Origin of the sequence: Citrobacter sp. RHBSTW-00881 (assembly GCF_013728515.1) — a bacterium.
Lineage (GTDB): Bacteria > Pseudomonadota > Gammaproteobacteria > Enterobacterales > Enterobacteriaceae > Citrobacter > Citrobacter braakii.
Genome location: NZ_CP056269.1, coordinates 2,409,217 through 2,435,084 on the forward strand (window position 1 = coordinate 2,409,217; position 25,868 = coordinate 2,435,084).

General features: G+C 50.2%; 22 protein-coding genes, 2 tRNA genes and 2 pseudogenes. 22 read left to right on the top strand and 4 right to left on the bottom strand.

The window, feature by feature from the left end; translation table 11 throughout:
- Window positions 1-90: 90 nt before the first annotated feature.
- Window positions 91-3,615 carry a pyruvate:ferredoxin (flavodoxin) oxidoreductase gene (gene nifJ / locus HV311_RS11520; RefSeq protein ID WP_191221110.1) on the bottom strand — a complete coding sequence of 1,175 codons (3,525 nt, stop codon included), beginning with the start codon at window positions 3,613-3,615 and terminating at the stop codon, window positions 91-93.
- Between the two features lie 274 nt (window positions 3,616-3,889).
- On the opposite strand from nifJ, the gene HV311_RS11525 reads away from it, so the two are divergent.
- Complete coding sequence (locus tag HV311_RS11525) at window positions 3,890-4,156, top strand: putative hemolysin (protein ID WP_191221111.1); 267 nt, start codon at window positions 3,890-3,892, stop codon at window positions 4,154-4,156.
- 13 nt (window positions 4,157-4,169) lie between these two features.
- Here HV311_RS11525 and hslJ read toward each other — a convergent pair whose 3' ends face one another.
- Both hslJ and HV311_RS11535 read right to left on the bottom strand, forming a co-directional pair.
- Window positions 4,170-4,589, bottom strand: a complete 420-nt coding sequence (hslJ, locus tag HV311_RS11530; protein WP_046274558.1) for a heat shock protein HslJ — start codon at window positions 4,587-4,589, stop codon at window positions 4,170-4,172.
- A gap of 112 nt (window positions 4,590-4,701) precedes the next feature.
- Entirely contained in the window at window positions 4,702-5,691 is a 990-nt protein-coding gene (locus tag HV311_RS11535; protein WP_003833196.1) for a 2-hydroxyacid dehydrogenase, read from the bottom strand.
- A gap of 690 nt (window positions 5,692-6,381) precedes the next feature.
- On the opposite strand from HV311_RS11535, the gene HV311_RS11540 reads away from it, so the two are divergent.
- The 4 genes from HV311_RS11540 to HV311_RS11555 all read left to right on the top strand — a co-directional run bounded on the left by HV311_RS11540 (window position 6,382) and on the right by HV311_RS11555 (window position 9,853).
- Window positions 6,382-9,021, top strand: coding sequence for a YdbH family protein (locus HV311_RS11540; protein ID WP_191221112.1), 2,640 nt, complete (start codon window positions 6,382-6,384; stop codon window positions 9,019-9,021).
- A complete protein-coding gene (locus tag HV311_RS11545) occupies window positions 9,018-9,209 on the top strand; it encodes a YnbE family lipoprotein (RefSeq protein WP_016156612.1) in 192 nt (63 codons plus the stop codon). Before HV311_RS11540 ends, HV311_RS11545 begins: the two co-directional genes overlap by 4 nt.
- A gap of 7 nt (window positions 9,210-9,216) precedes the next feature.
- Window positions 9,217-9,540, top strand: coding sequence for a YdbL family protein (locus HV311_RS11550; RefSeq protein WP_049041608.1), 324 nt, complete (start codon window positions 9,217-9,219; stop codon window positions 9,538-9,540).
- A gap of 127 nt (window positions 9,541-9,667) precedes the next feature.
- Complete coding sequence (locus HV311_RS11555) at window positions 9,668-9,853, top strand: hypothetical protein (protein ID WP_016153181.1); 186 nt, start codon at window positions 9,668-9,670, stop codon at window positions 9,851-9,853.
- Between the two features lie 43 nt (window positions 9,854-9,896).
- Here HV311_RS11555 and azoR read toward each other — a convergent pair whose 3' ends face one another.
- On the bottom strand, window positions 9,897-10,502 hold the full coding sequence (gene azoR, locus HV311_RS11560) for an FMN-dependent NADH-azoreductase (protein WP_006684422.1): 606 nt from the start codon (window positions 10,500-10,502) through the stop codon (window positions 9,897-9,899).
- Window positions 10,503-10,703: 201 nt separating this feature from the next.
- Between azoR and hrpA the strand changes: the two genes are divergently transcribed.
- The 17 genes and pseudogenes from hrpA (at window position 10,704) to HV311_RS11640 (ending at window position 25,782) form a co-directional block, all read left to right on the top strand.
- Window positions 10,704-14,606 (top strand): ATP-dependent RNA helicase HrpA, encoded by a 3,903-nt coding sequence (gene hrpA, locus HV311_RS11565; protein ID WP_047498566.1) that lies wholly within the window; start codon window positions 10,704-10,706, stop codon window positions 14,604-14,606.
- An 85-nt stretch (window positions 14,607-14,691) separates the two neighbouring features.
- A complete protein-coding gene (locus HV311_RS11570; RefSeq protein ID WP_047417340.1) occupies window positions 14,692-15,483 on the top strand; it encodes a YdcF family protein in 792 nt (263 codons plus the stop codon).
- Window positions 15,484-15,682: 199 nt separating this feature from the next.
- Window positions 15,683-17,122 (top strand): aldehyde dehydrogenase, encoded by a 1,440-nt coding sequence (gene aldA / locus HV311_RS11575; RefSeq protein WP_016153178.1) that lies wholly within the window; start codon window positions 15,683-15,685, stop codon window positions 17,120-17,122.
- 149 nt (window positions 17,123-17,271) lie between these two features.
- Complete coding sequence (cybB, locus tag HV311_RS11580; RefSeq protein ID WP_019076843.1) at window positions 17,272-17,802, top strand: cytochrome b561; 531 nt, start codon at window positions 17,272-17,274, stop codon at window positions 17,800-17,802.
- Window positions 17,803-17,973: 171 nt separating this feature from the next.
- The gene (locus tag HV311_RS11585) at window positions 17,974-18,393 is read left to right on the top strand and encodes a translesion error-prone DNA polymerase V autoproteolytic subunit (RefSeq protein WP_016153176.1); all 420 of its coding nucleotides are present in this window, start codon (window positions 17,974-17,976) and stop codon (window positions 18,391-18,393) included.
- Between the two features lie 2 nt (window positions 18,394-18,395).
- Complete coding sequence (locus HV311_RS11590; protein ID WP_029139549.1) at window positions 18,396-19,664, top strand: Y-family DNA polymerase; 1,269 nt, start codon at window positions 18,396-18,398, stop codon at window positions 19,662-19,664.
- 278 nt (window positions 19,665-19,942) lie between these two features.
- Window positions 19,943-21,244, top strand: a complete 1,302-nt coding sequence (locus HV311_RS11595) for an AppA family phytase/histidine-type acid phosphatase (protein ID WP_191221113.1) — start codon at window positions 19,943-19,945, stop codon at window positions 21,242-21,244.
- Window positions 21,245-21,541: 297 nt separating this feature from the next.
- A pseudogene (locus tag HV311_RS11600) lies at window positions 21,542-21,815 on the top strand (DUF1367 family protein); the annotation flags it as partial.
- A gap of 262 nt (window positions 21,816-22,077) precedes the next feature.
- Window positions 22,078-22,153 (top strand) — tRNA-Thr (locus tag HV311_RS11605).
- A gap of 3 nt (window positions 22,154-22,156) precedes the next feature.
- Window positions 22,157-22,231, top strand: a tRNA-Gly gene (locus tag HV311_RS11610).
- A 648-nt stretch (window positions 22,232-22,879) separates the two neighbouring features.
- Window positions 22,880-23,098 (top strand): DUF4222 domain-containing protein, encoded by a 219-nt coding sequence (locus HV311_RS11615; protein ID WP_185654638.1) that lies wholly within the window; start codon window positions 22,880-22,882, stop codon window positions 23,096-23,098.
- Window positions 23,089-23,307, top strand: coding sequence for a hypothetical protein (locus HV311_RS11620; protein WP_185654637.1), 219 nt, complete (start codon window positions 23,089-23,091; stop codon window positions 23,305-23,307). The genes HV311_RS11615 and HV311_RS11620 overlap by 10 nt, the downstream gene beginning before the upstream one ends.
- Before the next feature lie 309 nt (window positions 23,308-23,616).
- Window positions 23,617-24,015, top strand: a complete 399-nt coding sequence (locus HV311_RS28015) for a hypothetical protein (protein ID WP_223952696.1) — start codon at window positions 23,617-23,619, stop codon at window positions 24,013-24,015.
- A gap of 148 nt (window positions 24,016-24,163) precedes the next feature.
- Complete coding sequence (locus HV311_RS11630; protein ID WP_191221114.1) at window positions 24,164-24,700, top strand: Ail/Lom family outer membrane beta-barrel protein; 537 nt, start codon at window positions 24,164-24,166, stop codon at window positions 24,698-24,700.
- Window positions 24,701-24,769: 69 nt separating this feature from the next.
- Window positions 24,770-25,096 (top strand): annotated as a pseudogene (locus HV311_RS28020) (phage tail length tape measure family protein); the annotation flags it as partial.
- A gap of 73 nt (window positions 25,097-25,169) precedes the next feature.
- Window positions 25,170-25,379, top strand: coding sequence for a DUF4376 domain-containing protein (locus tag HV311_RS28025; protein WP_231040542.1), 210 nt, complete (start codon window positions 25,170-25,172; stop codon window positions 25,377-25,379).
- 25 nt (window positions 25,380-25,404) lie between these two features.
- Entirely contained in the window at window positions 25,405-25,782 is a 378-nt protein-coding gene (locus HV311_RS11640) for a DUF1353 domain-containing protein (protein ID WP_191221115.1), read from the top strand.
- The last annotated feature ends 86 nt before the right edge of the window (window positions 25,783-25,868 follow it).

The following is a 25,868-nucleotide window of genomic DNA, read 5'->3' on the forward strand; positions in this document are numbered from 1 at the left end:
TTATTAATTAGCCAGCGAATAAATTGACAAGCCCGAACAACTGTTCGGGCTTTTTTTTTGGGGTTCCAGGTTAATACTGAGATAAACGCATTACTCGGTACCGCTCTTTTCCGCTTTTCCTGCCAACTGCGCAAGGAAGTCGTAGCGTTTTTGCAGATCGGCTGCGGCGTCTTTCCAGAGCTGTTCTGCGACTTCTGGCTGTTGGGCATTCAGGCGACGGAAGCGCTGCTCGTTAAGCAATGTTTCGGCCAGGGCGTCTGACGGTGGGCGAGAGTCCAGCGCCAGCGGCAGCTTACCTTCATCTGCTCGACGTGGATCAAAGCGGTACAGCGGCCAGAACCCGGTTGCCGTGAGCTGACGCATCTGATCATGGCTTAGTGCGAGATCGTAACCATGCTCTTCACATGGGCTATAGGCGATAATCAGCGACGGACCTGGATAGGCCTCCGCTTCCTGGATAGCTTTCACCGTCTGGTTCAACTGCGCGCCCAGAGAGATTTGTGCAACATACACGTGCCCGTACATCATCATACTGACGCCAAGATCTTTGCGAGCTTTGCGCTTGCCATGCTCACCAAATTTAGTGACGGCCCCGAGCGGCGTAGCTTTCGACGCTTGTCCACCTGTATTGGAGTAACACTGAGTATCCAGTACCAGAATATTGACGTTCTCGGTCAGGCTCAGGACGTGATCCAGTCCCCCAAAACCAATATCGTAAGCCCAGCCATCACCGCCAATCAGCCAGATAGATTTCTCGACCAGCGCATCGGCATCGGTTAACAACTGCTGTGCGCCGTCGACATCTTTCAGGTGCTGGCGCAGTGCTGCAACTTGCTCACGGCGCACCTCTGGCGTTGCTTCAGCGTGCAGGGCGTCATTCAGTTCAGCCGGAATGTTATCAGCAAACTGTTCCACTAAACGCATGACGCGTACACGGTGCTGATCCACCGTCAGGCGGAAGCCCAGCCCAAACTCGGCGTTATCCTCAAACAGGGAGTTTGCCCACGCAGGCCCGCGACCATTGGCGTCGGTGGTATAAGGCGTTGAGGGCAGGTTACCGCCATAAATTGATGAACAGCCGGTCGCATTGGCGATCAGCATGCGGTCGCCGTACAACTGCGTAAGCAATTTAATATACGGCGTTTCACCACAGCCAGAACAGGCACCAGAGTACTCAAACAGCGGCGTTATCAACTGCGAGGTACGAATATCAATGCGTTCCAGTTTAGTGCGATCGATTTCCGGCAGATTGAGGAAGTAGTCATAGTTAACTTTTTCTTCTTCCACGTGCTCAAGGCGCGACATCATATTGATGGCCTTGATCTCCGGGTTCTGGCGATCTTTCGCCGGGCATACTTCGACGCACAGATTACACCCGGTGCAATCCTCTGGCGCAACCTGCAGGACATATTTCTGACCGCGCATATCGCGTGATTTCACGTCCAGAGAATGCAGGCTGGCAGGGGCATTTTCCATCGCTTCTGGTGAAACCACTTTGGCGCGGATAGCCGAGTGCGGGCAAGCGGCTACGCAGTGGTTACACTGGGTACACAGCTCTTCTTTCCAGATGGGGATCTCTTCGGCGATATTGCGTTTTTCCCAACGCGTGGTGCCCATCGGCCAGGTGCCGTCTGGCGGCAGCGCTGAAACGGGGAGGGCATCGCCCAGACCGGCGAGCATCGCCGCGGTGACGGTTTTCACGAAATCAGGTGCAGCATCAGAAACCACCGGTGGGCGATTAGCGCTATGTAAGTCAACCGGCTGAAGTGCCACTTCGGCGACGGATTCACGCGCCAGGGCCAGCGCCTGCCAGTTACGTTCAACCAGATCCTGCCCTTTACTGCTATAGCTTTTCGCAATCGCACCCTGCAATTCAGCCAGAGCGCTGTCGCCTGGTAAGATTTGCGTCAGATGGAAGAACGCCATCTGCATAACGGTGTTAATACGTGCAGCCAGACCGCACTCGCGGGCGATTTTGGCCGCATTAATCACGTAGAAACGCGCTTTCTTCTGATTCAGAACAGCCTGAACTTCCTGCGGCAGACGTGTCCAGACTTCATCCACACTGTACGGGGTATTAAGCAGGAATATACCGCCAGGTTTCAGGCGCTCAGCCATCTGATACTTATCGATAAATTGCAACTGGTGACAACCAACAAAATCGGCTTGCGACACCAGATACGCTGAGCGAATAGGTTGTTCACTAACGCGCAGGTGAGAAACCGTCAGACCGCCTGCTTTTTTCGAGTCATAGACGAAATAACCCTGCGCATACCACGGCGTAGAGTTACCGATAATCTTGATGTTGTTTTTGGTGGCCGACACGCTACCGTCACTGCCCAGCCCGTAAAACAGTGCCTCGAGCTTCGCGGTACCGGGAAGGGTGTTTTCCGGTAACGGTAGCGACAGGTTGGTGACATCATCATAGATACCGACCGTAAAGCGAGATTTCGGCTTCGCGCTACTCAGTTCATTAAAGACCGCCATGACGCAGTCCGGGCCAAACTCTTTAGAAGAAAGTCCATAACGCCCGCCAATCACGCGCGGCAGCGTTTCTCGTTCGCCGCAGTTAAAGGCTTCCGCCAGCGCGGTCATTACATCCAGATACAACGGTTCAGCTTGCGCGCCGGGCTCTTTGGTGCGATCCAGGACGGCGATGCTCCGTACCGTTTCCGGCAGAGCGCGCAGTAAATGTCTGGCAGAGAATGGGCGGAACAGACGCACTTTCAGAACGCCAACTTTCTCGCCGCGTGCCAGCAGCTCTTCGACGACTTCTTCACTGGTTCCAATCGCCGAGCCCATCAAAATAATGACGCGTTCTGCCTGCGGATGACCGTAGTATTCAAATGGCTGGTACTGACGGCCTGTCGCAGCAGCGAAATCGTTCATCGCCTGTTCTACGTGATCGTAAACCGCGTTGTACCACGGGTTTGTTGCTTCGCGTGACTGGAAGTAGGTGTCCGGGTTCGCAGACGTACCGCGAATAACCGGATGCTCCGGGTTGAGCGCGCGCGCGCGATGAGCATCGATTTCTGCCTGCGGCATCAGCCCGAGGATTGTGTCATCGGCCAGCGGCACTATTTTATTAATTTCATGCGATGTGCGAAAACCATCAAAGAAATGAATAAACGGGACCCGGCTTTTCAGGGTGGCCATTTGCGAAATTAGCGCAAAGTCTTGTGCTTCCTGAACGCTGCTGGCGCACAGCATTGCGCATCCCGTCTGGCGCACCGCCATCACGTCGGAATGATCGCCAAAGATGGATAATGCGTGAGTGGCAATCGTACGCGCCGCAACGTGCAGCACAAACGGAGTCAACTGACCAGCCAGTTTGTACAGCGTCGGGATCATCAGCAACAGGCCCTGCGATGAAGTAAACGACGTAGAGAGCGCACCGGTCTGCAACGCGCCGTGAACGGTCGCTATCGCACCGCCTTCCGACTGCATTTCTACGACACGAGGGGTATCCCCCCACACGTTTTTAAGCCCGTTCCCGGCCCAGGCATCCGCCTGTTCAGCCATCGTCGAACTGGGCGTAATCGGGTAGATGGCGATAACCTCGCTGGTACGAAATGCGACCGAAGCAACCGCACCATTACCGTCAATTGTGATCATACTGACACCCTTACATTGCGCAAAAAAAGGGACACGCGTAACAGCGGCGAATCCTGTAGTTATCCTTTTAGTTTAGCAAAAGCGCTAAAGACAGATTTTCGCTTTTGTGTCCCCCGAATAAACAGAATGAATGGTTTGATCAAAGGAGCAGCCAAAAAATTGCCAGAAAATGTAAACAGTGCGCATAAATGCGCATATTGCCTCTCGACGGCGGTGTTTCCGCTGCCTATTATTTATGGCTGTGTCGTTTGGTTAATATTCAGAGGGGAGTAAGATGCGCGCAGCGTTTTGGGTAGGGTGTGCCGCGTTATTATTATCGGCTTGTAGTAGTGAACCTGTTCAGCAGGCAACCGCCGCGCATGTCGCACCGGGGATGAAGGCCGCAATGTCCAGTTCTGGAGAAGCTAATTGCTCCATGATTGGTGGTTCGCTCTCCGTTGCCCGTCAGCTTGATGGTTCAGCTATCGGAATGTGTGCGTTACCCAACGGCAAACGCTGTAGTGAGCAGTCGCTTGCCGCCGGAAGCTGTGGCAACTATTAAGCCACCGCGTTTCCTACATTAAATCCGCGAGTTTATACGTCAGCGTTTGTTCTGCTGTTGCCAGTGTTAACTGGTCAGCAGTCAGATCGACCTGTGCGCCTTGCTTAAACATGTCGCTGACGATCCCGTCGAGCGCGTTAAGCTGCGGATCGGCGCACATCATGCGGGTCATCGCCATATCTTTAACCTTCAACTCGCCGTCGGACAGTTTGCCCTGACCGTGGAATTGATTACACATCTTTCCCGATACCGTCATGTTTTCGCCAAAACTCAATTCGGGTTGGTTATTAGCGACGGTGACGGCTTTACCATTCACGCTCTGCAAAACGAAGCGGTGATGCTGCAACTGTTCGCGATTGACGGAAACTTTTCCATTGCTCACACAGCCAGCCATCAGCATGCTGAGCGCAATCAACGTGACAACTTTTTTCATTCAATTTCTCTACGTTTGTGACGGGAATACATTCAATATAATAATGATACTGAAGATTTTAGCATCGGTGATTATCTGAAAATGCCCCCCTGAATCCAGGGGAGCACAGGGATTAGAAGAGGGCGTTTGGACAGGTTTCGCCTTTGGAGATCTGTGCCAGATTTTGCAGCGTGGTCTCAGAAATGCTGGTCAATGCTTCGGCAGTCAGGAACGCCTGGTGACCGGTGAACAGCACGTTATGACAGGCCGACAGGCGGCGGAACACATCATCCTGAATCACGTCATTGGATTTATCTTCAAAGAACAGGTCGCGTTCGTTTTCATACACGTCCATACCCAGAGAACCAATTTTCTGGTTTTTCAGCGCATCGATAGCGGCTTGTGAATCGATCAATGCCCCGCGGCTGGTGTTAATAACCATCACGCCATTTTTCATTTGCTCAAAGGCTTCGTGATTGAGCAGGTGATAATTCTCCGGCGTTAACGGACAGTGCAGGGAGATGACATCGGACTCCGCGAACAGCGTTTTAAGATCGACATATTCAACGCCTAACTCCAGTGCGGCAGCGCTTGGGTAGGGATCAAACGCCAGCAGGCGCATCCCAAAACCTTTCAGGATCCGCAGTGCCGCAATTCCAATCTTACCGGTACCGATCACCCCAGCCGTTTTGCCATACATGGTAAAGCCGGTCAGCCCCTCAAGGGAGAAGTTGGCATCACGAGTACGCTGATAGGCGCGGTGAATACGGCGATTCAACGTCATCATCATGCCAATCGCATGTTCAGCGACGGCTTCCGGTGAATAGGCTGGCACACGGACGACCTGCAGGCCGAGCTCTTTTGCCGCGTCGAGATCGACGTTATTGAAGCCGGCGCAACGCAGCGCAATATATTTCACGCCATGCTTTTTCAGCTCTTCCAGAACCGGGCGGCTGCCATCGTCGTTGACGAAGATACAGACGGCTTCACAGCCATGGGCTGTTTTGGCTGTTTTCTCCGTCAGCAGAAAGTCAAAGAATTCAAGTTCAAAACCAAAAGCCTCGTTAACCTGCTGCAGATACTTCTTGTCGTACTGTTTTGTACTATAGATGGCGAGTTTCATAAGACTTTCTCCAGTGATTTTGACGTCACATTAATCCAATTCAAATTATTTTACAAAATCTAAAAAGTTATTGATAGTCATAGGCGTAATGAATAATTTCAGCGCATCTGTTGTTAGTGTGGGCAGGTTACTCAATTTCAACAACTGGATATTTTTCCGTCCAACTTAATACCCGTAATCGATGCAGGTAAAAAGCCAGCCGAATCACATCCAGACAGCTACGCTTATACAGGTAGCAAATATCGGGAGGGGTCATGTTAACTCACTCTGAAGCAAAGCGATGGGCCACCTTAATGCTTAAGGCGGCATTATGTGATGGTATGAAACCTGAGGAGATTTCCCGGCAGGTACATCTGGTCTGCGATCATCATGGTAGGGAGTGCCTCGAAGAGCTCATTGAGGAAATTCTGATAGAAGCTGGTCGTTTAGGACCTAAACATAGCGATGGAGAACTGAGGCCTCATTGAGTCTGAGTTCTTTATATTCCCGACGGCACGTGTAACAGCGTGCCATATAAAATAATGCACTATCTTATTGAATTGATTATTATTTTATTGATTCTCGTTGATTGATAAATAGTGCATATACTTCATGGGAATTTATTCTTAATGTGGGCATATCCTGTTAAACATGCCACAATACTGGCCTAAATCGGCTTAAATTTTCGCTAAATCAGGATATTAACTACCCATGAAGGGTAAATATAAAGCCGCTCTGGCACTTCTCTTGTTATTGATTCTCGTGCCGCTGACGTTGGTCATGACGCTTGGCCTGTGGGTTCCTACGCTGGTGGGCGTCTGGTTACCTGTTGGCACGCGCATCGCGCTGGATGAGAGCCCACGGCTGACACGGCATGGGCTGCATATCCCGGAACTCCGCTATCTGGTCGATGATTGCCCGCTAGCGCGCATTACTCAGGCCGATCTTTCCCATCCCAGCCGCTGGTTGCTCAATGTCGGGACTATTGAGCTGGATTCCGCTTGCCTGGCTAAATTACCGCAGACAGAAGCGTCTCCGGCAGCGCCCAAAACGCTGGCTGAATGGCAATCGATGCTGCCCAATACCTGGATTAACATCGACAAAGTTATTCTCTCCCCCTGGCAGGAGTGGCAGGGAAAACTGTCTCTCTCGCTAACGCCATCGACCCAGCAACTGCGCTACCAGGGTGAAAAAGTGAAATTCCAGGGGCGTCTGCACGGGCAAAATCTCACGGTAAATGAGCTGGATATAGCCGCGTTTGAAGGGCAACCGCCGGTAAAACTGGTCGGTGAATTTACCATGCCGCTGGTTCCTGATGGACTACCGGTGAGCGGTCATGCGGTTGCTACTCTGAGCTTGCCGCAGGAGCCCTCACTGGTGGACGCCGAACTGGAGTGGCAAGAAAACAGCGGACAACTGATCGTCGTGGCGCGGGACAATGCCGATCCGTTGCTCGATCTTCCGTGGGAAATAACCCGCCAGCAATTAACCATCAGCGACGGTCGCTGGAACTGGCCTTATCAGGGATTCCCGCTCAGCGGGCGGTTGGGCATGAAAGTTGAAAACTGGCAGGCCGGGCTGGAAAATGCGGTGGTGAGCGGGCGTCTGAACATACTGACCCAAGGCGATGCAGGTAAAGGAAACGCCGTATTAACGCTGGGGCCGGGTAAGCTGGGTGTGGATAGTAGCGATATGCCGTTACAGTTGATAGGCGAGGCGAAACAGGGTGACCTGATCTTCTACGCCAAATTACCCGCCAGACTCACCGGAAGCCTGAACGACCCGCAGCTGGCTTTCGAGCCAGGAGCGCTGCTGCGTTCGCGTGGACGGGTGATTGACTCGCTGGATATTGACGAAATTCGCTGGCCGCTGGCGGGCGTAAAAGTAACGCAGCGCGGCGTAGATGGCCGTCTGCAGGCTATATTGCGCGCGCATGAAAACCAGATGGGCGGTTTTGAATTGCATCTGGATGGTCTGGCAAATGATTTTCTCCCTGACGCGGGTCGCTGGCAGTGGCGGTACTGGGGCAAAGGCAGCTTTACGCCAATGCATGCGCGTTGGGACGTGGCGGGTAAGGGCGAATGGCATGACAACACCCTGAAGCTTTTTGATCTTTCCACCGGATTTGACCACCTGCAATACGGCACTATGAAGGTGGAAACCCCACGCCTGGTGATGGACGAGCCGATCGTCTGGGTACGGGATGCCAACAAACCGACTTTTAGCGGCGCGCTGTCGCTGGACGCAGGGAACACCACTTTTACCGGGGGGAGCGTGTTACCGCCGTCAACCCTGAAGTTTAGCGTGGAAGGCACCGACCCGACGATTTTCCAGTTTAAAGGACAGCTTCACGCGGGCGCGATAGGTTCAGTACAGGTAAATGGTCGTTGGGACGGGATCCGCCTGCGCGGACAGGCCTGGTGGCCAAAACAATCGCTCACCGTATTCCAACCTCTCATCCCACCAGACTGGAAAATGAAGCTACGTGAAGGTGAACTGTATGCGCAGGTTGCGTTTTCGGCTGCCCCGGAACAGGGCTTTGAAGCGGGCGGCCATGGGGTATTAAAAGGCGGTAGCGCCTGGATGCCCGATAACCAAATTAATGGCGTCGATTTTGTGTTGCCTTTCCGGTTTAGTGAAGGCGCATGGCAACTGGGTACGCGTGGACCTATTTCACTGCGTATTGCGGAAGTGGTGAATCAGGTGACGGTGAAAAATATCGCCGCCGATCTACAGGGGGCGTATCCCTGGAGTGAAGACAATCCGTTACTGTTAAGCGATGTCAGCGCCGAACTGCTGGGGGGCAAAGTCATCATGCAACAACTGCGGATGCCGCAGCACGATCCGGCATTATTACGGGTGCAGAATATCTCTTCCAGCGAGCTTATCAGCGCGGTTAATCCCAAGCAATTCGCCATGTCTGGCCCGGTCAGCGGTGCGTTGCCGTTGTGGCTGGATAACGAAAAGTGGATCATTAAAGACGGCTGGCTGACCAACCCGGGACCTATGACGCTGCGTATTGATAAAGACACGGCGGATGCCGTCGTCAAAGATAATATGGCAGCCGGTGCGGCCATTAACTGGCTGCGTTATATGGAAATAAGCCATTCCTGGACGAAAATAAATTTGGATAATCTCGGTGTCTTAACCATGCAGGCAACCGTAACTGGCAATAGCCGGGTGGATGGCAAAGTGGGGACGGTTAATTTGAATTACACCCATGAGGAAAACGTCTTTACGCTATGGCGTAGTTTGCGTTTTGGCGACAATTTACAGGCATGGCTTGAACAAAATGCAGCGCTGCCGGAATCCCATTGCCCGGAAGGCAAGGAATGTGAGGAACAACAATGAAAACGATAGCTGCCATGCTGGGTCTGCTGGCTTCATCTCTGCTGATCGGGTGCACACCCAGAATCGAAGTGGCTGCGCCTAAAGAGCCGATCACTATTAATATGAACGTCAAAATCGAGCATGAGATCCATATCAAAGTCGATAAAGACGTTGAGAGCTTATTAAAATCGCGCAGCGATTTGTTCTGAGGTCACGATGAAAAAACAGCTTGCAGTGATCCTGGTGGCATTGAGTTTATTCAGTGGCAATGTGTGGGCATTGACCTTGAATGAAGCCAGATCCCAGGGGCGGGTGGGCGAAACGCTTAATGGTTATCTGGTGGCATTGCAAACCGACGCCGAAACGCAGGCGCTGGTGAGTGAGATTAATAAAGCACGCAGCGCCAGCTATCAGCAACTGGCTGAGAGCAATAACATTCCTCCAGATGAAGTGGCGAAAATGGCCGGACAAAAGCTGGTCGCTCGGGCTAAACCAGGGGAGTACGTCCAGGGCATCAATGGTAAGTGGTTGAGAAAATAATAAATCTTCTCTGCACACAACCGGAGAGGCACGACGCTGACTTATTCATCGACATCGCAATAGTTGCCACACGGCATCAAACTGAGGCTGATATAGTTCAACACCGGTCGCGTTGCGGAGTGAAATCATGTGGCTTTTCAAGTGGTATGTCTGGAATCGTTGGATATTCAAGCTGTTAAGCCGGGATGTTGCCGAGCCAGAACAATTTTTGCTGCATTGCTGGGAAGAGAATCTGGCGAAGTGCAGAGATTATGCAACCATCTGGCGTGATATTAACCGCATTCACGGCAAACAGGTGCAGGTAAAGAAGTAAATGCTGGAGAAACCCTCCCACCGGATGGTGAGAGGGTGAATTATCAGGCAGCGACGACGCTGTCGATAGCGGCTTTCGCATCGGACTGCGCTTTGGACGCCACTTCCGGGCCGTACGCAATGCCTTCAGCAAAGACGACGTTCACGTCGGTGATGCCAATAAAGCCCAGGAATACGTTCAGATACGGCGTGATCAGGTCGGTCGGCGTATCTTTATGGATACCACCACGGCTGGTCAATACGACTGCGCGTTTACCCGTCACCAGACCTTCCGGACCTTTCTCGGTATAACGGAAAGTCACACCTGCGCGGGCAATCAGATCGAAATAGTTTTTCAGCTGGGTTGGGATGTTGAAGTTATACATCGGCGCGGCGATAACAATCACATCATGCGCTTTCAGCTCAGCAATCAGCTCATCGGACAACGCCAGCGCTTCCTGCTGACGCGGTGTCAGCGGTGCATCGCTCGGGCGCAGCGCACCCACCAGTTCGCCATCCAGTACCGGAACAGGATTTGCAGCCAGGTCACGGACGGTGATTTCATCAGCGGAGTGCTTTTCACGCCACTGTTCAACAAAATAATCAGACAACTGACCAGACTGAGAGTACCCTGCCAGAATACTGGATTTAAGAACTAATACCTTGCTCATGGGTGTTTCCTTTTATGTGTTTGAAGGGGGAGTGCCCCGTTGCTTGTTGACACTTTATTCACAATCCTGTCGCAGTGATAGCGCAATATATCGAATCCTATGTTCGAAATTATTGAACAACACATGAAAAGCGCTGATGTGGTACTCTATACCTATCATCTAAAAGAGATTTAACCCGGCAGAGCACTGCCTTTTAACGCTATGACAGAACAACAAAAATTAACCTTCAACATGTTGCAGCAACAGCTGGATTCACTGATGCTGCGTGACAGACAGCGTTTTGCCCGCCGCCTGCAGGGCGTGAAGAAGGTTAAAAATCCTGATGCACAACAGGCCATTTACCAGGAGATGGCAAAAGAGATTGATCATGCTGCAGGTAAAGTTGTGCTGCGTGAAGCCGCGCGTCCGGTCATCAGCTACCCGGAAAACCTGCCCGTCAGTCAGAAAAAACAGGATATTCTGGAAGCGATCCGCGATAACCAGGTGGTGATTGTCGCCGGGGAAACGGGGTCAGGGAAAACCACTCAGTTACCCAAAATCTGTATGGAGCTCGGGCGCGGGGTAAAAGGGCTGATCGGCCATACCCAGCCGCGTCGTCTGGCGGCGCGTACCGTGGCGAACCGTATTGCAGAAGAGCTGCAAACCGAGCCGGGCGGTTGTATCGGTTATAAAGTCCGTTTTAGCGATCATGTCAGCGACAACACCATGGTTAAGCTGATGACGGACGGTATCCTGCTGGCGGAAATCCAGCAGGATCGGCTGCTGATGCAGTACGACACCATCATCATCGATGAAGCGCATGAGCGCAGCCTGAATATCGATTTTCTGCTCGGCTATCTGAAAGAGCTTCTGCCGCGCCGTCCGGATCTAAAAATTATCATCACTTCGGCGACCATCGATCCGGAGCGTTTTTCAAAGCATTTCAATAATGCACCGATTATCGAAGTCTCTGGTCGAACCTATCCGGTGGAAGTTCGCTATCGTCCAATTGTTGAAGACGCAGATGACACCGAGCGTGACCAATTGCAGGCAATTTTTGATGCCGTAGATGAGTTAGGCCGTGAAAGTCAGGGAGACATTTTGATCTTCATGAGCGGCGAGCGCGAAATCCGCGATACCGCCGATGCGCTGAATAAGCTGGATTTGCGCCATACCGAAGTGCTACCGCTATATGCGCGTCTTTCCAACAGCGAGCAGAACCGTGTGTTCCAGTCGCACAGCGGTCGCCGTATCGTGCTGGCGACCAACGTGGCGGAAACCTCGCTGACCGTTCCGGGGATCAAGTATGTGATTGATCCGGGTACTGCGCGTATCAGCCGTTACAGTTACCGCACCAAAGTTCAGCGCTTGCCGATTGAACCGGTGTCGCAGGCCTCTGCCAACCAGCGTAAAGGCCGTTGCGGTCGTGTTTCGGAGGGGATCTGTATTCGTCTGTATTCCGAAGACGATTTCCTGTCGCGCCCGGAGTTTACCGACCCGGAGATCCTGCGTACCAACCTGGCGTCCGTTATTTTGCAGATGACCGCCTTGGGGCTGGGCGATATCGCGGCGTTTCCGTTTGTTGAAGCACCGGATAAACGTAACATTCAGGACGGTGTACGCCTGCTCGAAGAACTGGGGGCGATAACCACCGACGAACAGGCAACCGCTTACAAACTGACGCCATTGGGCCGTCAGCTCTCGCAACTGCCGGTGGATCCACGCCTGGCGCGCATGGTGCTGGAAGCGCAAAAACATGGCTGCGTACGTGAGGCGATGATTATCACCTCGGCGCTGTCTATTCAGGATCCGCGCGAGCGCCCGATGGATAAGCAGCAGGCCTCCGACGAGAAGCATCGCCGTTTCCACGACAAAGAGTCTGATTTCCTCGCATTTGTGAATCTGTGGAACTATCTCGGCGAGCAGCAGAAAGCGCTGTCGTCAAACCAGTTCCGTCGTCAGTGCAAACTTGATTTTCTGAACTACCTGCGCGTGCGTGAATGGCAGGATATCTACACGCAACTGCGCCAGGTGGTGAAAGAGTTGGGGATTCCTGTTAACAGCGAACCCGCTGAATACAGAGAGATCCACGTCGCGTTGCTGACCGGTTTACTGTCACATATCGGGATGAAAGATGCCGATAAACAGGAATTTACCGGGGCGCGTAACGCTCGCTTCTCGATCTTCCCGGGCTCTGGTCTATTTAAAAAACCGCCGAAGTGGACGATGGTAGCGGAGCTGGTGGAAACCAGCCGCCTGTGGGGACGTATTGCTGCACGTATCGATCCTGAATGGGTCGAACCGGTTGCCCAGCATCTGATCAAACGTTCATACAGTGAACCGCACTGGGAACGTGCGCAGGGCGCAGTGATGGCAACAGAAAAGGTTACCGTCTACGGTTTACCGATTGTTGCAGCCCGTAAGGTGAACTACAGCCAGATCGATCCCGCGTTGTCGCGTGAACTGTTCATCCGCCATGCTCTGGTGGAAGGCGACTGGCAAACGCGCCATGCGTTTTTCCGTGACAATTTGAAGTTACGCGCTGAGGTGGAAGAGTTAGAGCACAAATCGCGCCGTCGCGACATTCTGGTTGATGATGAGACGCTATTTGAGTTTTACGACCAACGCATCAGCCATGATGTAGTCTCCGCGCGTCACTTTGACAGCTGGTGGAAAAAGATCAGCCGTGAAACGCCGGATCTGCTCAACTTTGAAAAGAGCATGCTCATCAAAGAGGGCGCGGAAAAAATCAGTAAGCTGGATTACCCGAACTTCTGGCATCAGGGCAATCTCAAACTACGGTTAAGTTACCAGTTCGAACCCGGAGCCGATGCGGACGGTGTGACCGTACATATTCCGCTCCCGCTGCTCAATCAGATCGAAGAGAGCGGTTTCGAATGGCAAATTCCGGGGCTGCGCCGTGAACTGGTGATCGCCCTGATTAAGTCTCTGCCGAAACCGGTACGACGCAACTTTGTGCCCGCGCCGAACTATGCGGAAGCGTTTTTAGGCCGCGTCACGCCGCTGGAACTGCCGCTGCTCGACTCGCTGGAGCGTGAACTGCGCCGCATGACCGGCGTGACCGTTGACCGTGAAGACTGGCATTGGGATCAGGTGCCCGATCACCTAAAAATCACCTTCCGGGTAGTGGATGATAAGAACAAAAAGCTGCAGGAAGGACGTTCGCTGCAGGATCTGAAAGACGCACTGAAGGGTAAAGTTCAGGAAACATTGTCTGCGGTGGCGGATGACGGTATCGAACAGAGCGGGTTGCACATCTGGAGCTTCGGTCAGCTTCCGGAGAGTTACGAGCAAAAACGCGGTAACTATAAGGTAAAAGCCTGGCCAGCGCTGGTGGATGAGCGTGACAGCGTTGCCATCAAACTGTTTGATAACCCGCTGGAGCAACAGCAGGCGATGTGGTGCGGTTTACGCCGTCTGTTGTTGCTGAATATTCCTTCACCAATCAAATATTTGCATGAGAAACTGCCCAACAAAGCCAAGCTGGGGCTGTATTTTAACCCGTACGGTAAAGTGCTGGATTTGATTGACGACTGTATATCCTGTGGTGTGGATCAATTGATCGACGCCAACGGTGGTCCGGTGTGGACCGAAGAAGGCTTTGCGGCGCTGCATGAGAAAGTGCGGGCTGAACTGAACGATACGGTGGTGGATATTGCTAAGCAGGTCGAACAGATCCTGACCGCGGTGTTTAATATCAACAAACGTCTGAAAGGGCGCGTGGATATGACCATGGCGCTGGGGCTTGCGGATATCAAATCGCAGATGGGCGGGCTGGTGTACCGTGGATTTGTTACCGGCAATGGTTTCAAGCGTCTGGGCGATACGCTGCGTTATTTGCAGGCTATCGAAAAGCGTCTGGAAAAACTGGCTATCGATCCGCATCGTGACCGTGCGCAGATGCTGAAAGTGGATAGCGTGCAGCAGGCCTGGCAGCAGTGGTTCAATAAACTGCCTCCCGCGCGCCGTGAAGATGACGATGTCAAAGAGATCCGCTGGATGATAGAAGAGCTGCGCGTCAGCTATTTTGCCCAGCAGCTTGGTACGCCGTATCCGATTTCCGATAAACGTATTTTGCAGGCGATGGAGCAGATTTCGGGATAAATCGGTACCAGACAGCATACCGGGTAAGGTGACGTCACCGCCCGGTATGCAACCCGATAAAGTATTAAGATCAGGAGTCATGAGTATGAGCCAGTTTCCGACACTTTCCGCAACCACGCTTGCGGCGATCAATACCGTAGGGCGATGGTTGGCGCAGAATGATTTTACGGGGAATATCACCGTTCAGTCAGATTGCGTGATTCTGGCAGGGAACGCGGTTATTCCGACCATCGACGCCGCCTGCCGGATCGCGAAAGAGCAACAGGTTCCCTTGTTGATTAGCGGTGGCATCGGTCACTCCACACGATTTCTGTATGACGCGATTGCAGAGCATCCTCGTTACAACATCATTCGTACCACCGGGCGCGCGGAAGCGGCGATCCTTGCCGATATCGCACATCAGTTCTGGCAAATCCCGGGGGAGAAGATTTGGGTGGAAGACCAGTCAACAAACTGCGGTGAGAATGCCCGTTTTAGCTGTGCATTATTGAATCAGGCGACGGAAAGTATTCATACCGTCATTGTGGTACAGGATCCCACTATGCAACGTCGCACGATGGCAACCTTTCAGCGCGTAACCCGCGATGAGCCGCATGCGCCGCGCTGGTTGAGTTTCCCTGGATTCATCCCTGAGCTGGCCCAACAGCAAGACGGCGTGGATTTTGTGCCAGCAGCAGAAGGTTTGTGGTCAGTGGATCGCTATCTGTCTCTCATAACCGGTGAACTTCCTCGCCTGCGTGATGATGCCACCGGTTATGGGCCGTGCGGCCGCGATTTTATCGCCCATGTTGATATTCCTCAGAACGTTGAGCAAGCCTGGCAGCAGTTGCAAAATGACATCGTGCTGACTGACTTACTGGAGAGCCGCTCTCTGTAATTCCTGTTGCCCGTTTGTCGGCGTTTTGCGGCAAACGGGCAAAAATCACACCTGTTTTTTCCCTTCATCATCACTTTGCCAGACGCTTTTATGAAGCCGCTCACAGAACAGCCACTCCAGCCATAATACGACCTGCATGATTGATATTAATTAACAATAGTTTTACTTGTTAAAAACAAATCAATCACAGGAGAGCCGCATGTCAGTACCCGTACAACATCCTATGTATATCGATGGGCAGTTTGTGACCTGGCACGATGATGCCTGGATTGATGTCGTCAATCCTGCCACGGAAGAGGTGATCTCACGTATTCCCGATGGACGTGCCGAGGATGCGTGTAAAGCGATCGATGCTGCACAGCGCGCTCAGCCGCAATGGGAAGCGCTGCCTGCCATTGAACGGGCGAACTGGTTACGCAAAATTTCTGCGGGTATCCGTCAGCGAGCCAGTGAAATCAGCGCCCTGATTGTGGCGGAGGGGGGGAAAATACAGCAACTGGCTGAGGTCGAAGTCTCGTTTACCGCCGACTATATCGATTATATGGCGGAGTGGGCGCGTCGCTATGAAGGCGAGATCCTGCAAAGCGATCGTCCGGGCGAGAATATTCTGCTGTTTAAGCGCGCTTTGGGCGTGACTACGGGCATTCTGCCGTGGAACTTTCCATTTTTCCTGATTGCCCGCAAACTGGCTCCCGCACTGTTGACGGGTAATACCATTGTCATTAAGCCGAGTGAATTTACACCGAATAACGCCATCGCCTTTGCCAAAATTGTTGATGATATTGGCTTGCCGCGCGGCGTATTTAATCTGGTGCTGGGACGTGGTGAAACGGTCGGTCAGGCGCTGGCCGCAAACCCGAAGGTGGCCATGGTGAGCATGACCGGTAGCGTCGGGGCGGGTGAGAAAATTATGGCTGCGGCGGCTAAAAATATCACCAAAGTTTGTCTGGAGTTGGGCGGCAAGGCCCCGGCTATCGTGATGGATGATGCCGATCTTGAACTGGCCGTAAAGGCAATTGTTGACTCGCGGGTGATCAACACCGGACAGGTATGCAACTGTGCCGAGCGCGTGTACGTTCAGAAAGGTATTTATGACCAATTCGTCAATCGTCTGGGTGAGGCGATGAAAGCCGTGCAGTTTGGCAATCCGGCTGAGCGCAATGATATTGCAATGGGGCCGCTGATTAACGCCGCTGCGCTGGAGCGTGTAGAACAGAAAGTTGCACGAGCGGTGCAGGAAGGCGCCAGAGTGGTGCTGGGCGGTAAGGCTGTTTCCGGCAAAGGGTATTACTATCCACCGACGTTACTGTTAGACGTGCGCCAGGAGATGGCGATTATGCACGAGGAGACGTTTGGTCCGGTGCTACCGGTGGTAGCGTTTGATACGCTGGAACAGGCGCTGACGATGGCCAATGACAGCGATTACGGTCTGACCTCATCGATCTATACGCAGAATCTGAATACGGCGATGAAGGCGATCAAAGGGCTGAAGTTTGGCGAAACCTATATTAATCGTGAAAACTTCGAGGCGATGCAGGGCTTTCATGCTGGCTGGCGCAAGTCCGGGATTGGCGGAGCTGACGGTAAACACGGTCTGAACGAATATCTGCAAACGCAGGTGGTGTATCTGCAGTCCTAAGTTTTCGCCGGGTGAGCCTGTACGCCACCCGGCGCAATTCTCACACTTTGCTGGCGATCCATAAGAATAAGCCGGGTGAGCAAAAGTTAATGAATTTTTAACAAAAGCCCGTTATGGTGACGCATTATTGTTTTTATTCAGGAAGTGTTATGGGGAATAAGTATTCTGGCCTGCAAATTGGCATTCACTGGCTGGTCTTTTTGTTGGTCATTGTGGCCTACAGCGCTATGGAGTTTCGCGGATTTTTCCCGCGCAGCTATCGTCCCTTATTTAACATGGTGCACGTATCCTGTGGCATCACTATTTTAACGCTGATGGTGGCGCGTCTGCTGGTCAGGCTAAAATATCCGGCACCGCCGATTGTGCCAAAACCGAAGCCGATGATGACCGGAATGGCGCATCTGGGGCATCTGGTTATCTATCTGCTGTTTATTGTTCTGCCGATTATTGGACTGGTGATGATGTACAACCGGGGTAACCCGTGGATTGCATTCGGCATCGTTATGCCGCATGCGGCAGAGGCCAATTTTGATGTAGTGGATATGCTGAAGTCCTGGCACGTGACGCTGGCAAATCTGGGCTATTTTGTTATTGCTCTGCATGCCGCTGCGGCCCTGATGCACCACTATTTCTGGAAGGACAATACGCTGCTGCGCATGATGCCGCGAAAACGCTCCTGATGTAATGCCCCGCAAATGCGGGGCATTTTTTTAGCCGATTATTTTTCCAGACATCATAAAAACTTACCGGCAAGATGGTTAAACAACGTCCAGTTCATCACACTCGCTACTTGATTGCTGCTCTTATTAAAACTACTGTATATAAATACAGTAAATGAGAGGCAGATTATTATGTTGTTTTTCCAGCCTGCGGAACGCCGCGAAATTAAACACTTTCCGTTATTTAGCGATCTTGTGCCCTGCGGTTTTCCATCTCCTGCGCAGGACTACGTTGAGAAACGTATCGACCTCAATGACCTGCTGGTACGGCATCCCAGCGCAACCTATTTTGTTAAATCATCTGGCGACTCTATGAGGGGAGCAGGGATCGGCGAGGGTGATTTACTGATTGTCGACAGCGCCAGAAAACCTGCCCATGGAGACATCGTTATTGCCGCCGTTGAGGGCGAATTCACCGTTAAACGCCTGCAATTACATCCGGTTGTGATGCTGAAGCCAGAGAACAGCGCCTACGCGCCGATCATGATTAGCAGCGAGGACACGCTGGATATATTTGGCGTGGTGACATTTATCATTAAAGCTGCGGGCTGATGATGTTTGCACTGGTGGATGTTAACGCGTTTTATGCCAGTTGTGAGTCGGCATTCCGGCCTGATCTGAAAGGGAAGCCCGTTGTCGTTCTTTCAAATAACGATGGTTGCGTTATTGCCAGTAGCGTAGAGGCAAAGGCGCTTGGCGTTAATATGGGCGCTCCGTACTTCAAACAGAAAGATCTGTTCAGGCGCTATGGCGTGTTCTGTTTTAGTTCGAACTACGAACTGTATGCGGATATGAGCAGCAGGGTGATGTCGATTCTGGAGGAGTTGTCGCCACGCGTGGAGATATACAGTATTGATGAAGCCTTTTGTGATTTAACGGGCGTGCGAAACTGCAGGGATCTTACGGATTTTGGTCAGGAAATCAGAGCAACCATTTTGCAGAAAACACGTCTCACGGTTGGGGTCGGCATTGCTCAGACCAAAACCCTGGCCAAACTGGCGAACCATGCGGCCAAAAAGTGGCAGGAACAGACGGGCGGAGTCGTGGATCTCTCAAATATTGAACGCCAGCGTAAGCTGATGGCAGCACTCCCGGTTGATGAAGTCTGGGGCATCGGACGCCGTATCGGCAAAAAACTGGACGTCATGGGCATTAAAACGGTTCTCGACCTGGCGGATACCGATATTCGCTTCATTCGTAAACATTTCAGCGTCGTGCTTGAGCGAACCGTCCGGGAATTGCGTGGTGAACCTTGTCTGGCGCTGGAAGAGTTTGCGCCGGATAAGCAGGAAATTATCTGCTCAAGATCGTTTGGTGAAAAACTCACGGATTACAACGCCATGAGAGAGGCCATTTGCACCTATGCTTCACGTGCTGCGGAAAAGCTGCGCAGAGAACACCAGTACTGCCGGTTTATCTCTACGTTTATCAAAACCAGTCCGTTTGCCCTGAATGAACCTTATTACGGTAACAGCGCATCGATAAAACTGCTGACGCCAACTCAGGATAGCCGGGACATTATTACAGCAGCCACGCGCAGCCTGGACGCCGTTTGGCGAGAGGGGCTACGTTATCAAAAAGCGGGCGTTATGCTGGGGGATTTTTTTAGCTCTGGCGTTGCACAGCTGAATCTTTTTGATAATAACGCCCCGCGGCGTAACAGCGATAAATTGATGGACCTACTGGATACTCTTAATGCTGAAAAGGGGAAAGGAACGCTCTACTTTGCCGGGCAAGGGATACAGCAGCCGTGGGCGATGAAGCGAGACATGCTTTCACCACGTTATACAACAAGATACAGTGATTTGCTGCGGGTAAATTGATAGCCAAACAAGGCTTCCGCCCACCTTATTTATACCGGATCAATTATCCTTTCAATGACAGGTCGTTGTAAATTGCCAACGATTCCATAACCTTGGATACCTTTCCAGCGCGGCTAAATTAGCGCTCCTTTAATACTTCGATAAGATACAAAGTTGATATTCAAAAAGTTGGATTGTTGTGAACTCAGGAGTAGGATTATTTCTATCTGATAGAACCAGGTATCGAACTGGCTTATACGAGTTGATTGTTTTTCACTTACGAAAAGGTGGTGCTGGTAATGAGTACATTCATCATTCGTTTATTATTTTTTTCTCTCTTATGCGGTTCTTTCTCAATACATGCTGAAGAGCAGAACGGTATGAAACTTGAGCGGGTTGTGATAGTGAGCCGTCATGGAGTAAGAGCACCTACGAAGTTCACTCCAATAATGAAAGATGTCACACCCGATCAATGGCCACAATGGGATGTACCGTTAGGATGGCTAACGCCTCGTGGGGGAGAACTTGTTTCTGAATTAGGTCAGTATCAACGTTTATGGCTCACGAGCAAAGGTCTGTTGAATAATCAAACGTGCCCATCTCCAGGGCAGGTTGCTGTTATTGCAGACACGGATCAACGCACCCGTAAAACGGGTGAGGCGTTTCTGACTGGGTTAGCACCAAAATGTCAAATTCAAGTGCATTATCAGAAGGATGAAGAAAAAACTGATCCTCTTTTTAATCCGGTAAAAATGGGGAAATGTTCGTTTAACACATTGAAGGTTAAAAACGCTATTCTGGAACGGGCCGGAGGAAATATTGAACTGTATACCCAACGCTATCAATCTTCATTTCGGACCCTGGAAAATGTTTTAAATTTCTCACAATCGGAGACATGTAAGACTACAGAAAAGTCTACGAAATGCACATTACCAGAGGCTTTACCGTCTGAACTTAAGGTAACTCCTGACAATGTATCATTACCTGGTGCCTGGAGTCTTTCTTCCACGCTGACTGAGATATTTCTGTTGCAAGAGGCCCAGGGAATGCCACAGGTAGCCTGGGGGCGTATTACGGGAGAAAAAGAATGGAGAGATTTGTTAAGTCTGCATAACGCTCAGTTTGATCTTTTGCAAAGAACTCCAGAAGTTGCCCGTAGTAGAGCCACACCATTACTCGATATGATAGACACTGCATTATTGACAAATGGTACAACAGAAAACAGGTATGGCATAAAATTACCCGTATCTCTGTTGTTTATTGCTGGTCATGATACCAATCTTGCAAATTTAAGCGGGGCTTTAGATCTTAACTGGTCGCTACCCGGTCAACCCGATAATACCCCTCCTGGTGGGGAGCTTGTATTCGAAAAGTGGAAAAGAACCAGTGATAATACGGATTGGGTTCAGGTTTCATTTGTTTATCAGACGCTGAGAGATATGAGGGATATACAACCGTTGTCGTTAGAAAAACCTGCCGGCAAAGTTGATTTAAAATTAATTGCATGTGAAGAGAAAAATAGTCAGGGAATGTGTTCGTTAAAAAGTTTTTCCAGGCTCATTAAGGAAATTCGCGTGCCAGAGTGTGCAGTTACGGAATAAGTAGCTAATTATTATATATATAGCGTATTAAAAAATAGAAACCCCCGGTTTGTAGTCGGGGGTATTCGTATTGTTCATAATTACATGAGTCTTTCAATTGCCTGTTCTTTGCGAGTGACAATCCAGTTACGCTGCTCCAGAAAAAATCCGAACTGTTCAGCGATGCAGAATACATCGACAAAGCGCTCGGTGTTGCGGCTCTAAAACCGCTTTACACGGTGATTCGTTAGTTAGAAGTCTGGGACACCAATCCTGGTGCCCGATTTTGTGGCCACATGGGAACTATCAAAAAATAAATACTGGATACCAACAGGCGGGGCAATTACGCCGCAGGAACAAAAAATGGTCTCAGGTTTTGTCGATTTTCTTTGCGAGTTAGTCGGGCGCGAGCATACGCCCGCACTGAGCGATGCAGCAGAACAATATCTGCACGAAATCGCCACCACGAGAACCGGGGACATTGCGCAGCTCAATTCTTTCGATGCTTTCCGTGAATGGGTAACCATTCAGCTGTTTTTTTTACCCGGATGGCTGCTGCGGGCGCCGGGCTAAATCCATCGCCTTTTCGAATAGCAACACTTAACCCGCCATCATCCGGTTTTTTTTCTGAATATGAACTAAATAAACCGTTAGAAATTAACCATGCAGATGATATCTATGTTTTTTGAATTTTAAAAACATGTGAAATTGTTAAATAAAAACACAATAATAACTTTACAAAAGCTGACATTGCTTGTTGTTGAAAATAGTGATTTTATCCGTATTATTTACGGCGGTTCTGAGGGGATGACTTTTATTGCTCGGTCATGTTGGCTCCCGAAGAACCAATTAATGCCGACTTAGCTCAGTAGGTAGAGCAACTGACTTGTAATCAGTAGGTCACCAGTTCGATTCCGGTAGTCGGCACCATATGCGGGCATCGTATAATGGCTATTACCTCAGCCTTCCAAGCTGATGATGCGGGTTCGATTCCCGCTGCCCGCTCCAGTTTTCTTTCATATTATGTAGCGTCTATGAAAGAGAATGAGAGCCACCTCTGCATCCATCCTTGTGCAGTTGACGACGCCAGAGATGGCTCTCGAATTTAAGCTGACAAATTTGGTTTGCGAACCGACCTTTTTATGGCACAGATTAACGTAAGTTAGTCGAAGCGGGTCAGGAAATTGTGGGTGAATTTTGCTTCTCAGCTCCATAGGGGGCCGTGTGCCATGTTTTTTTGCATTCAAATATCGTCTTGTCGTTTACCAGTATGCGCGGTACTTTGGGTTAAAAAATTGATAAGACGTCATCTGAATGCAGTGATATCCATGTACAGTGGGGCAAAACAGCCCCCTTGTCTGCGTTTGATCAAATCGTTGCGAGTCCCAGTGGCTGACTGAGAACTCTCCGGGTAAAACCGGCACTGCATTAATGATTGAGGTGTTCCCAAGTGCGGGAATGGCCTGGAGAGCTTCAGTCGAAGGCTGTTGGCATATTATTTATTAAGACTGGTGATATGTCTCGGGAGGCACCCGACACCTCAACCATGTAACGCTTATCACATGTAGTAGGCGATACGACCAATAATAAAATTATATTTCATGCGTTGACCTCCACCTCCTGTGAGGTGGTTTTTTCAAATGTATATTGTGCTGTATGTTTGACGCGAACGATTTCCCGAGCCCTCAGCAACGGTATAAAGACGACCGTGGTACATTGGTAACAATAGTCAGTGTTGAGGAGAGGTGTGTTATTTTTATGCGGGAGGGATATCCCCATCCCTGCATGAGACCAATGTATAACTTCCTGGCAAAATTCAAAAAAATTGCAGAGGAAGAAGAGCAACCTGGCAAGGTAGATGATGTATGTTTGTAGTTCATGGATTACCACACGACCCTACAGATCATGATAGAGTAATTGGTTGGGCCGTTTTTCGTCCTGCCCCATGGCATCTGGTGGGGGTTTTTGCGACTGAGTATATGGCAAGAAAAGAACTACAAACACGAGGTGATGATTATCACGTGCAGTTAGGCTCCTATAAGCTTGGTTCCCAGGATTTTAAGGCATTTACTTTTGAACTGTAAAAATAGACAGAAAATCTCGGGTAAATAAAACATTGTTCGAGTATTGTAATGATTGCTAACTACTGGCCGATCAGGAATCGTCTGTATATAAAGAGGATATCAATGGGGGTATGGTTTGTGTTAAGCGGGATGCTTTGCTTCTTTATTGCACATCTGGCAGATAAGTACTCTAAAAAAATGGTAGCAAACATAACAATTTTTGGAGGGATATTCATGATAGCCCTCGCAGCCTTATTCTAATTAAGGTTCACCTCAATTTTAGGGGATGGTTCATCCAAATTTGTCATTAAATAGTAATTAGGTATCTGTTTGTTGAAACCCGCCATTGAGCGGGTTTTGTCGTTTCTGAGACTCGTTACGGCGGGCCATTTTCATATCCGCGCCATCGCACCAACAAACCAAAAGTCATCTGCGGGTGGCTTTGATCGGGCTTTGTTTTTATGGGGCGCTGGTGGTCTTTTTTATTTACAGGAGAAGTTATGGTTACCCGAACCAGACATTGATGCAATTACCTGGGGAATGTTAAATGCTTTTGCAGTCATTTCTCGATCCCGTCGTTATGTAGGAATGACTGAGCAACCGTTACAATTATCTATAAGGGATATTAATGACCATTTTTCAATCTATACTTTGCTAATTGAGCGTAAGGAGTTTGATACAGCAATATTCGCTCTTGATGAAGAATGGTTAATGATAAATAGTAACTAGTGAAAACATTACAAATGCATAATTGTGTATGTCAAAAATTTCTTCTGTTATTAATTGTTGGCTAAAAATATTTATTTTCATAAACTAAGGTTGCGCCATTGAGAATCTGGCGCATTAATAAATTTTGTTAAACTAAAAAGGATTTGTTATGAAAAGAGCAGTTTTGGCAACATTTATTATTGGTGCTTTTTTTGCATCTAGGACAGCAAGTGCAGAACAATTGAAGCATACTGTTTTAGGTGGTTATGCACAAAGCAATGTTAAAGCTGGTGGTGAGAGCTTAAAAGATGACCCAACTGGTTTTAACGTAAAATACCGCTATGAGTTAAATGAAAATTTAGGGGTTGTATCTTCATTTACGTATACAGGGGAAAGCTATAATTACTATTTCGGCGGATACAAGTTTGGTAATGTAGACTTAGATTATTATTCTATTTCCGCTGGCCCATCTTATCGCTTTAACGACTATGTTAGTGCATATGGTTTATTAGGAATTGCCCATGGACGAGTAGAATCTAATGTACTGGGTTTCTCTGATTCTGAAAGCAAAACCTCTGCAACCTATGGTGTTGGTTTACAATTTAACCCTGTACCCAACTGGGCGATCGATACGTCTTATGAATATTCCAAACTGGGGGATGTGAAAGTCGGTACTTGGATGGTTGGCATCGGTTACCGCTTCTAAGAATCCACACTTCTCTGGTGTCTGGCCCTGCGCATTGCGCGGGGCTTTCTATTTTTCCGGAGTCATTAAATGACAGAGCAAACCTCGCGCCTTGCAATAATTATCGATAGCACTAGAGCTAAAAATAATGCTGACAGTTTGACCTCTGCATTGGTCAAGATGACGCGGGCAGGTGAGAATGCAGCGGCAGGGGCTAAAAAGCTAACTAAAGCAACAGATGAAGAAAAATCTGCACTTTCGGAACTTTTGGATCAAATCGATCCGCTAAATGCGGCATTAAATAAGTTGGATAAACAGCAACAGCAACAGCAACTGGCAAAATTCAAATCTAAAGGAATGCTGGATGATGAAACGTTTGCTAACTATTCCCTGAAAATTGACGAAGCTCGTACCAAACAGGAGGCTCAGCCGCACACGTTTGAATGGAACCGGTGGGGCCGATTCCATGGCCCGGCTCGCACCGGTAGCGATGGCGGCGAAAGTGTCTGGTGCGAGGGCAATGCTGGGCTGGAGTGACGTGTCGAATAACTCAGTTTCGCTGACAATGAAACAGCTAAAGGAACTGGCCGGGGCAATGGCGCAGGCGATGGTGACGGAGGGGGGACGGATCCACGAACGCCAGCGCCAGATGAAGGACGAGGTTGCTGCGCTGCAGACGCTGGAGGATATTCGTGCATAACGGGTGGGATGGCCGGAGGTGGGAAGTGAGTAAATTTACGCCCCCAGCCGCGCTGGAAATGTTCGATGATTATCGCTGGCGTCTGGTTGAGCCGTTTGAATTCTGGCTGACGGATAACTCGGATGCTGTGATACATGTCCCCGCAGAGTACGTTACCGACCTGGCCAGTATACCGCGCCTTCTCTGGTCAGTATTCCCGCCACATGGTCGTTACGCGAAAGCCGCCATCATTCATGACTGGATGTATGAGAACGGACTCCGGACGAAAAGGGCGGCTGACAGGATTTTCCTGGATGGAATGGTCGTACTGGGTGTACCGCGCTGGCGGCGTCTGATGATGTACTGCGCTGTACGTTTCTTCGGACGGGGTAACTACGAACTGGCACATCAAAAGACAATGTGATTTCAGGAACCCACAAATCCGGGATATATGTGTGCCAGTAAATATCGGCCAGCGTTTTATGGAAGGGGCCACTCAACTTTAAAAGT

Coding starts and splice junctions, on each gene's coding strand:
- nifJ (WP_191221110.1), bottom strand. CDS start 3,615: ATGATCACAATTGACGGTAATGGTGCGGTTGCTTCGGTCGCATTTCGT.
- HV311_RS11525 (WP_191221111.1), top strand. CDS start 3,890: ATGCGCGCAGCGTTTTGGGTAGGGTGTGCCGCGTTATTATTATCGGCT.
- hslJ (WP_046274558.1), bottom strand. CDS start 4,589: ATGAAAAAAGTTGTCACGTTGATTGCGCTCAGCATGCTGATGGCTGGC.
- HV311_RS11535 (WP_003833196.1), bottom strand. CDS start 5,691: ATGAAACTCGCCATCTATAGTACAAAACAGTACGACAAGAAGTATCTG.
- HV311_RS11540 (WP_191221112.1), top strand. CDS start 6,382: ATGAAGGGTAAATATAAAGCCGCTCTGGCACTTCTCTTGTTATTGATT.
- HV311_RS11545 (WP_016156612.1), top strand. CDS start 9,018: ATGAAAACGATAGCTGCCATGCTGGGTCTGCTGGCTTCATCTCTGCTG.
- HV311_RS11550 (WP_049041608.1), top strand. CDS start 9,217: ATGAAAAAACAGCTTGCAGTGATCCTGGTGGCATTGAGTTTATTCAGT.
- HV311_RS11555 (WP_016153181.1), top strand. CDS start 9,668: ATGTGGCTTTTCAAGTGGTATGTCTGGAATCGTTGGATATTCAAGCTG.
- azoR (WP_006684422.1), bottom strand. CDS start 10,502: ATGAGCAAGGTATTAGTTCTTAAATCCAGTATTCTGGCAGGGTACTCT.
- hrpA (WP_047498566.1), top strand. CDS start 10,704: ATGACAGAACAACAAAAATTAACCTTCAACATGTTGCAGCAACAGCTG.
- HV311_RS11570 (WP_047417340.1), top strand. CDS start 14,692: ATGAGCCAGTTTCCGACACTTTCCGCAACCACGCTTGCGGCGATCAAT.
- aldA (WP_016153178.1), top strand. CDS start 15,683: ATGTCAGTACCCGTACAACATCCTATGTATATCGATGGGCAGTTTGTG.
- cybB (WP_019076843.1), top strand. CDS start 17,272: ATGGGGAATAAGTATTCTGGCCTGCAAATTGGCATTCACTGGCTGGTC.
- HV311_RS11585 (WP_016153176.1), top strand. CDS start 17,974: ATGTTGTTTTTCCAGCCTGCGGAACGCCGCGAAATTAAACACTTTCCG.
- HV311_RS11590 (WP_029139549.1), top strand. CDS start 18,396: ATGTTTGCACTGGTGGATGTTAACGCGTTTTATGCCAGTTGTGAGTCG.
- HV311_RS11595 (WP_191221113.1), top strand. CDS start 19,943: ATGAGTACATTCATCATTCGTTTATTATTTTTTTCTCTCTTATGCGGT.
- HV311_RS11615 (WP_185654638.1), top strand. CDS start 22,880: ATGTTTGACGCGAACGATTTCCCGAGCCCTCAGCAACGGTATAAAGAC.
- HV311_RS11620 (WP_185654637.1), top strand. CDS start 23,089: ATGTTTGTAGTTCATGGATTACCACACGACCCTACAGATCATGATAGA.
- HV311_RS11630 (WP_191221114.1), top strand. CDS start 24,164: ATGAAAAGAGCAGTTTTGGCAACATTTATTATTGGTGCTTTTTTTGCA.
- HV311_RS28025 (WP_231040542.1), top strand. CDS start 25,170: ATGGCGGCGAAAGTGTCTGGTGCGAGGGCAATGCTGGGCTGGAGTGAC.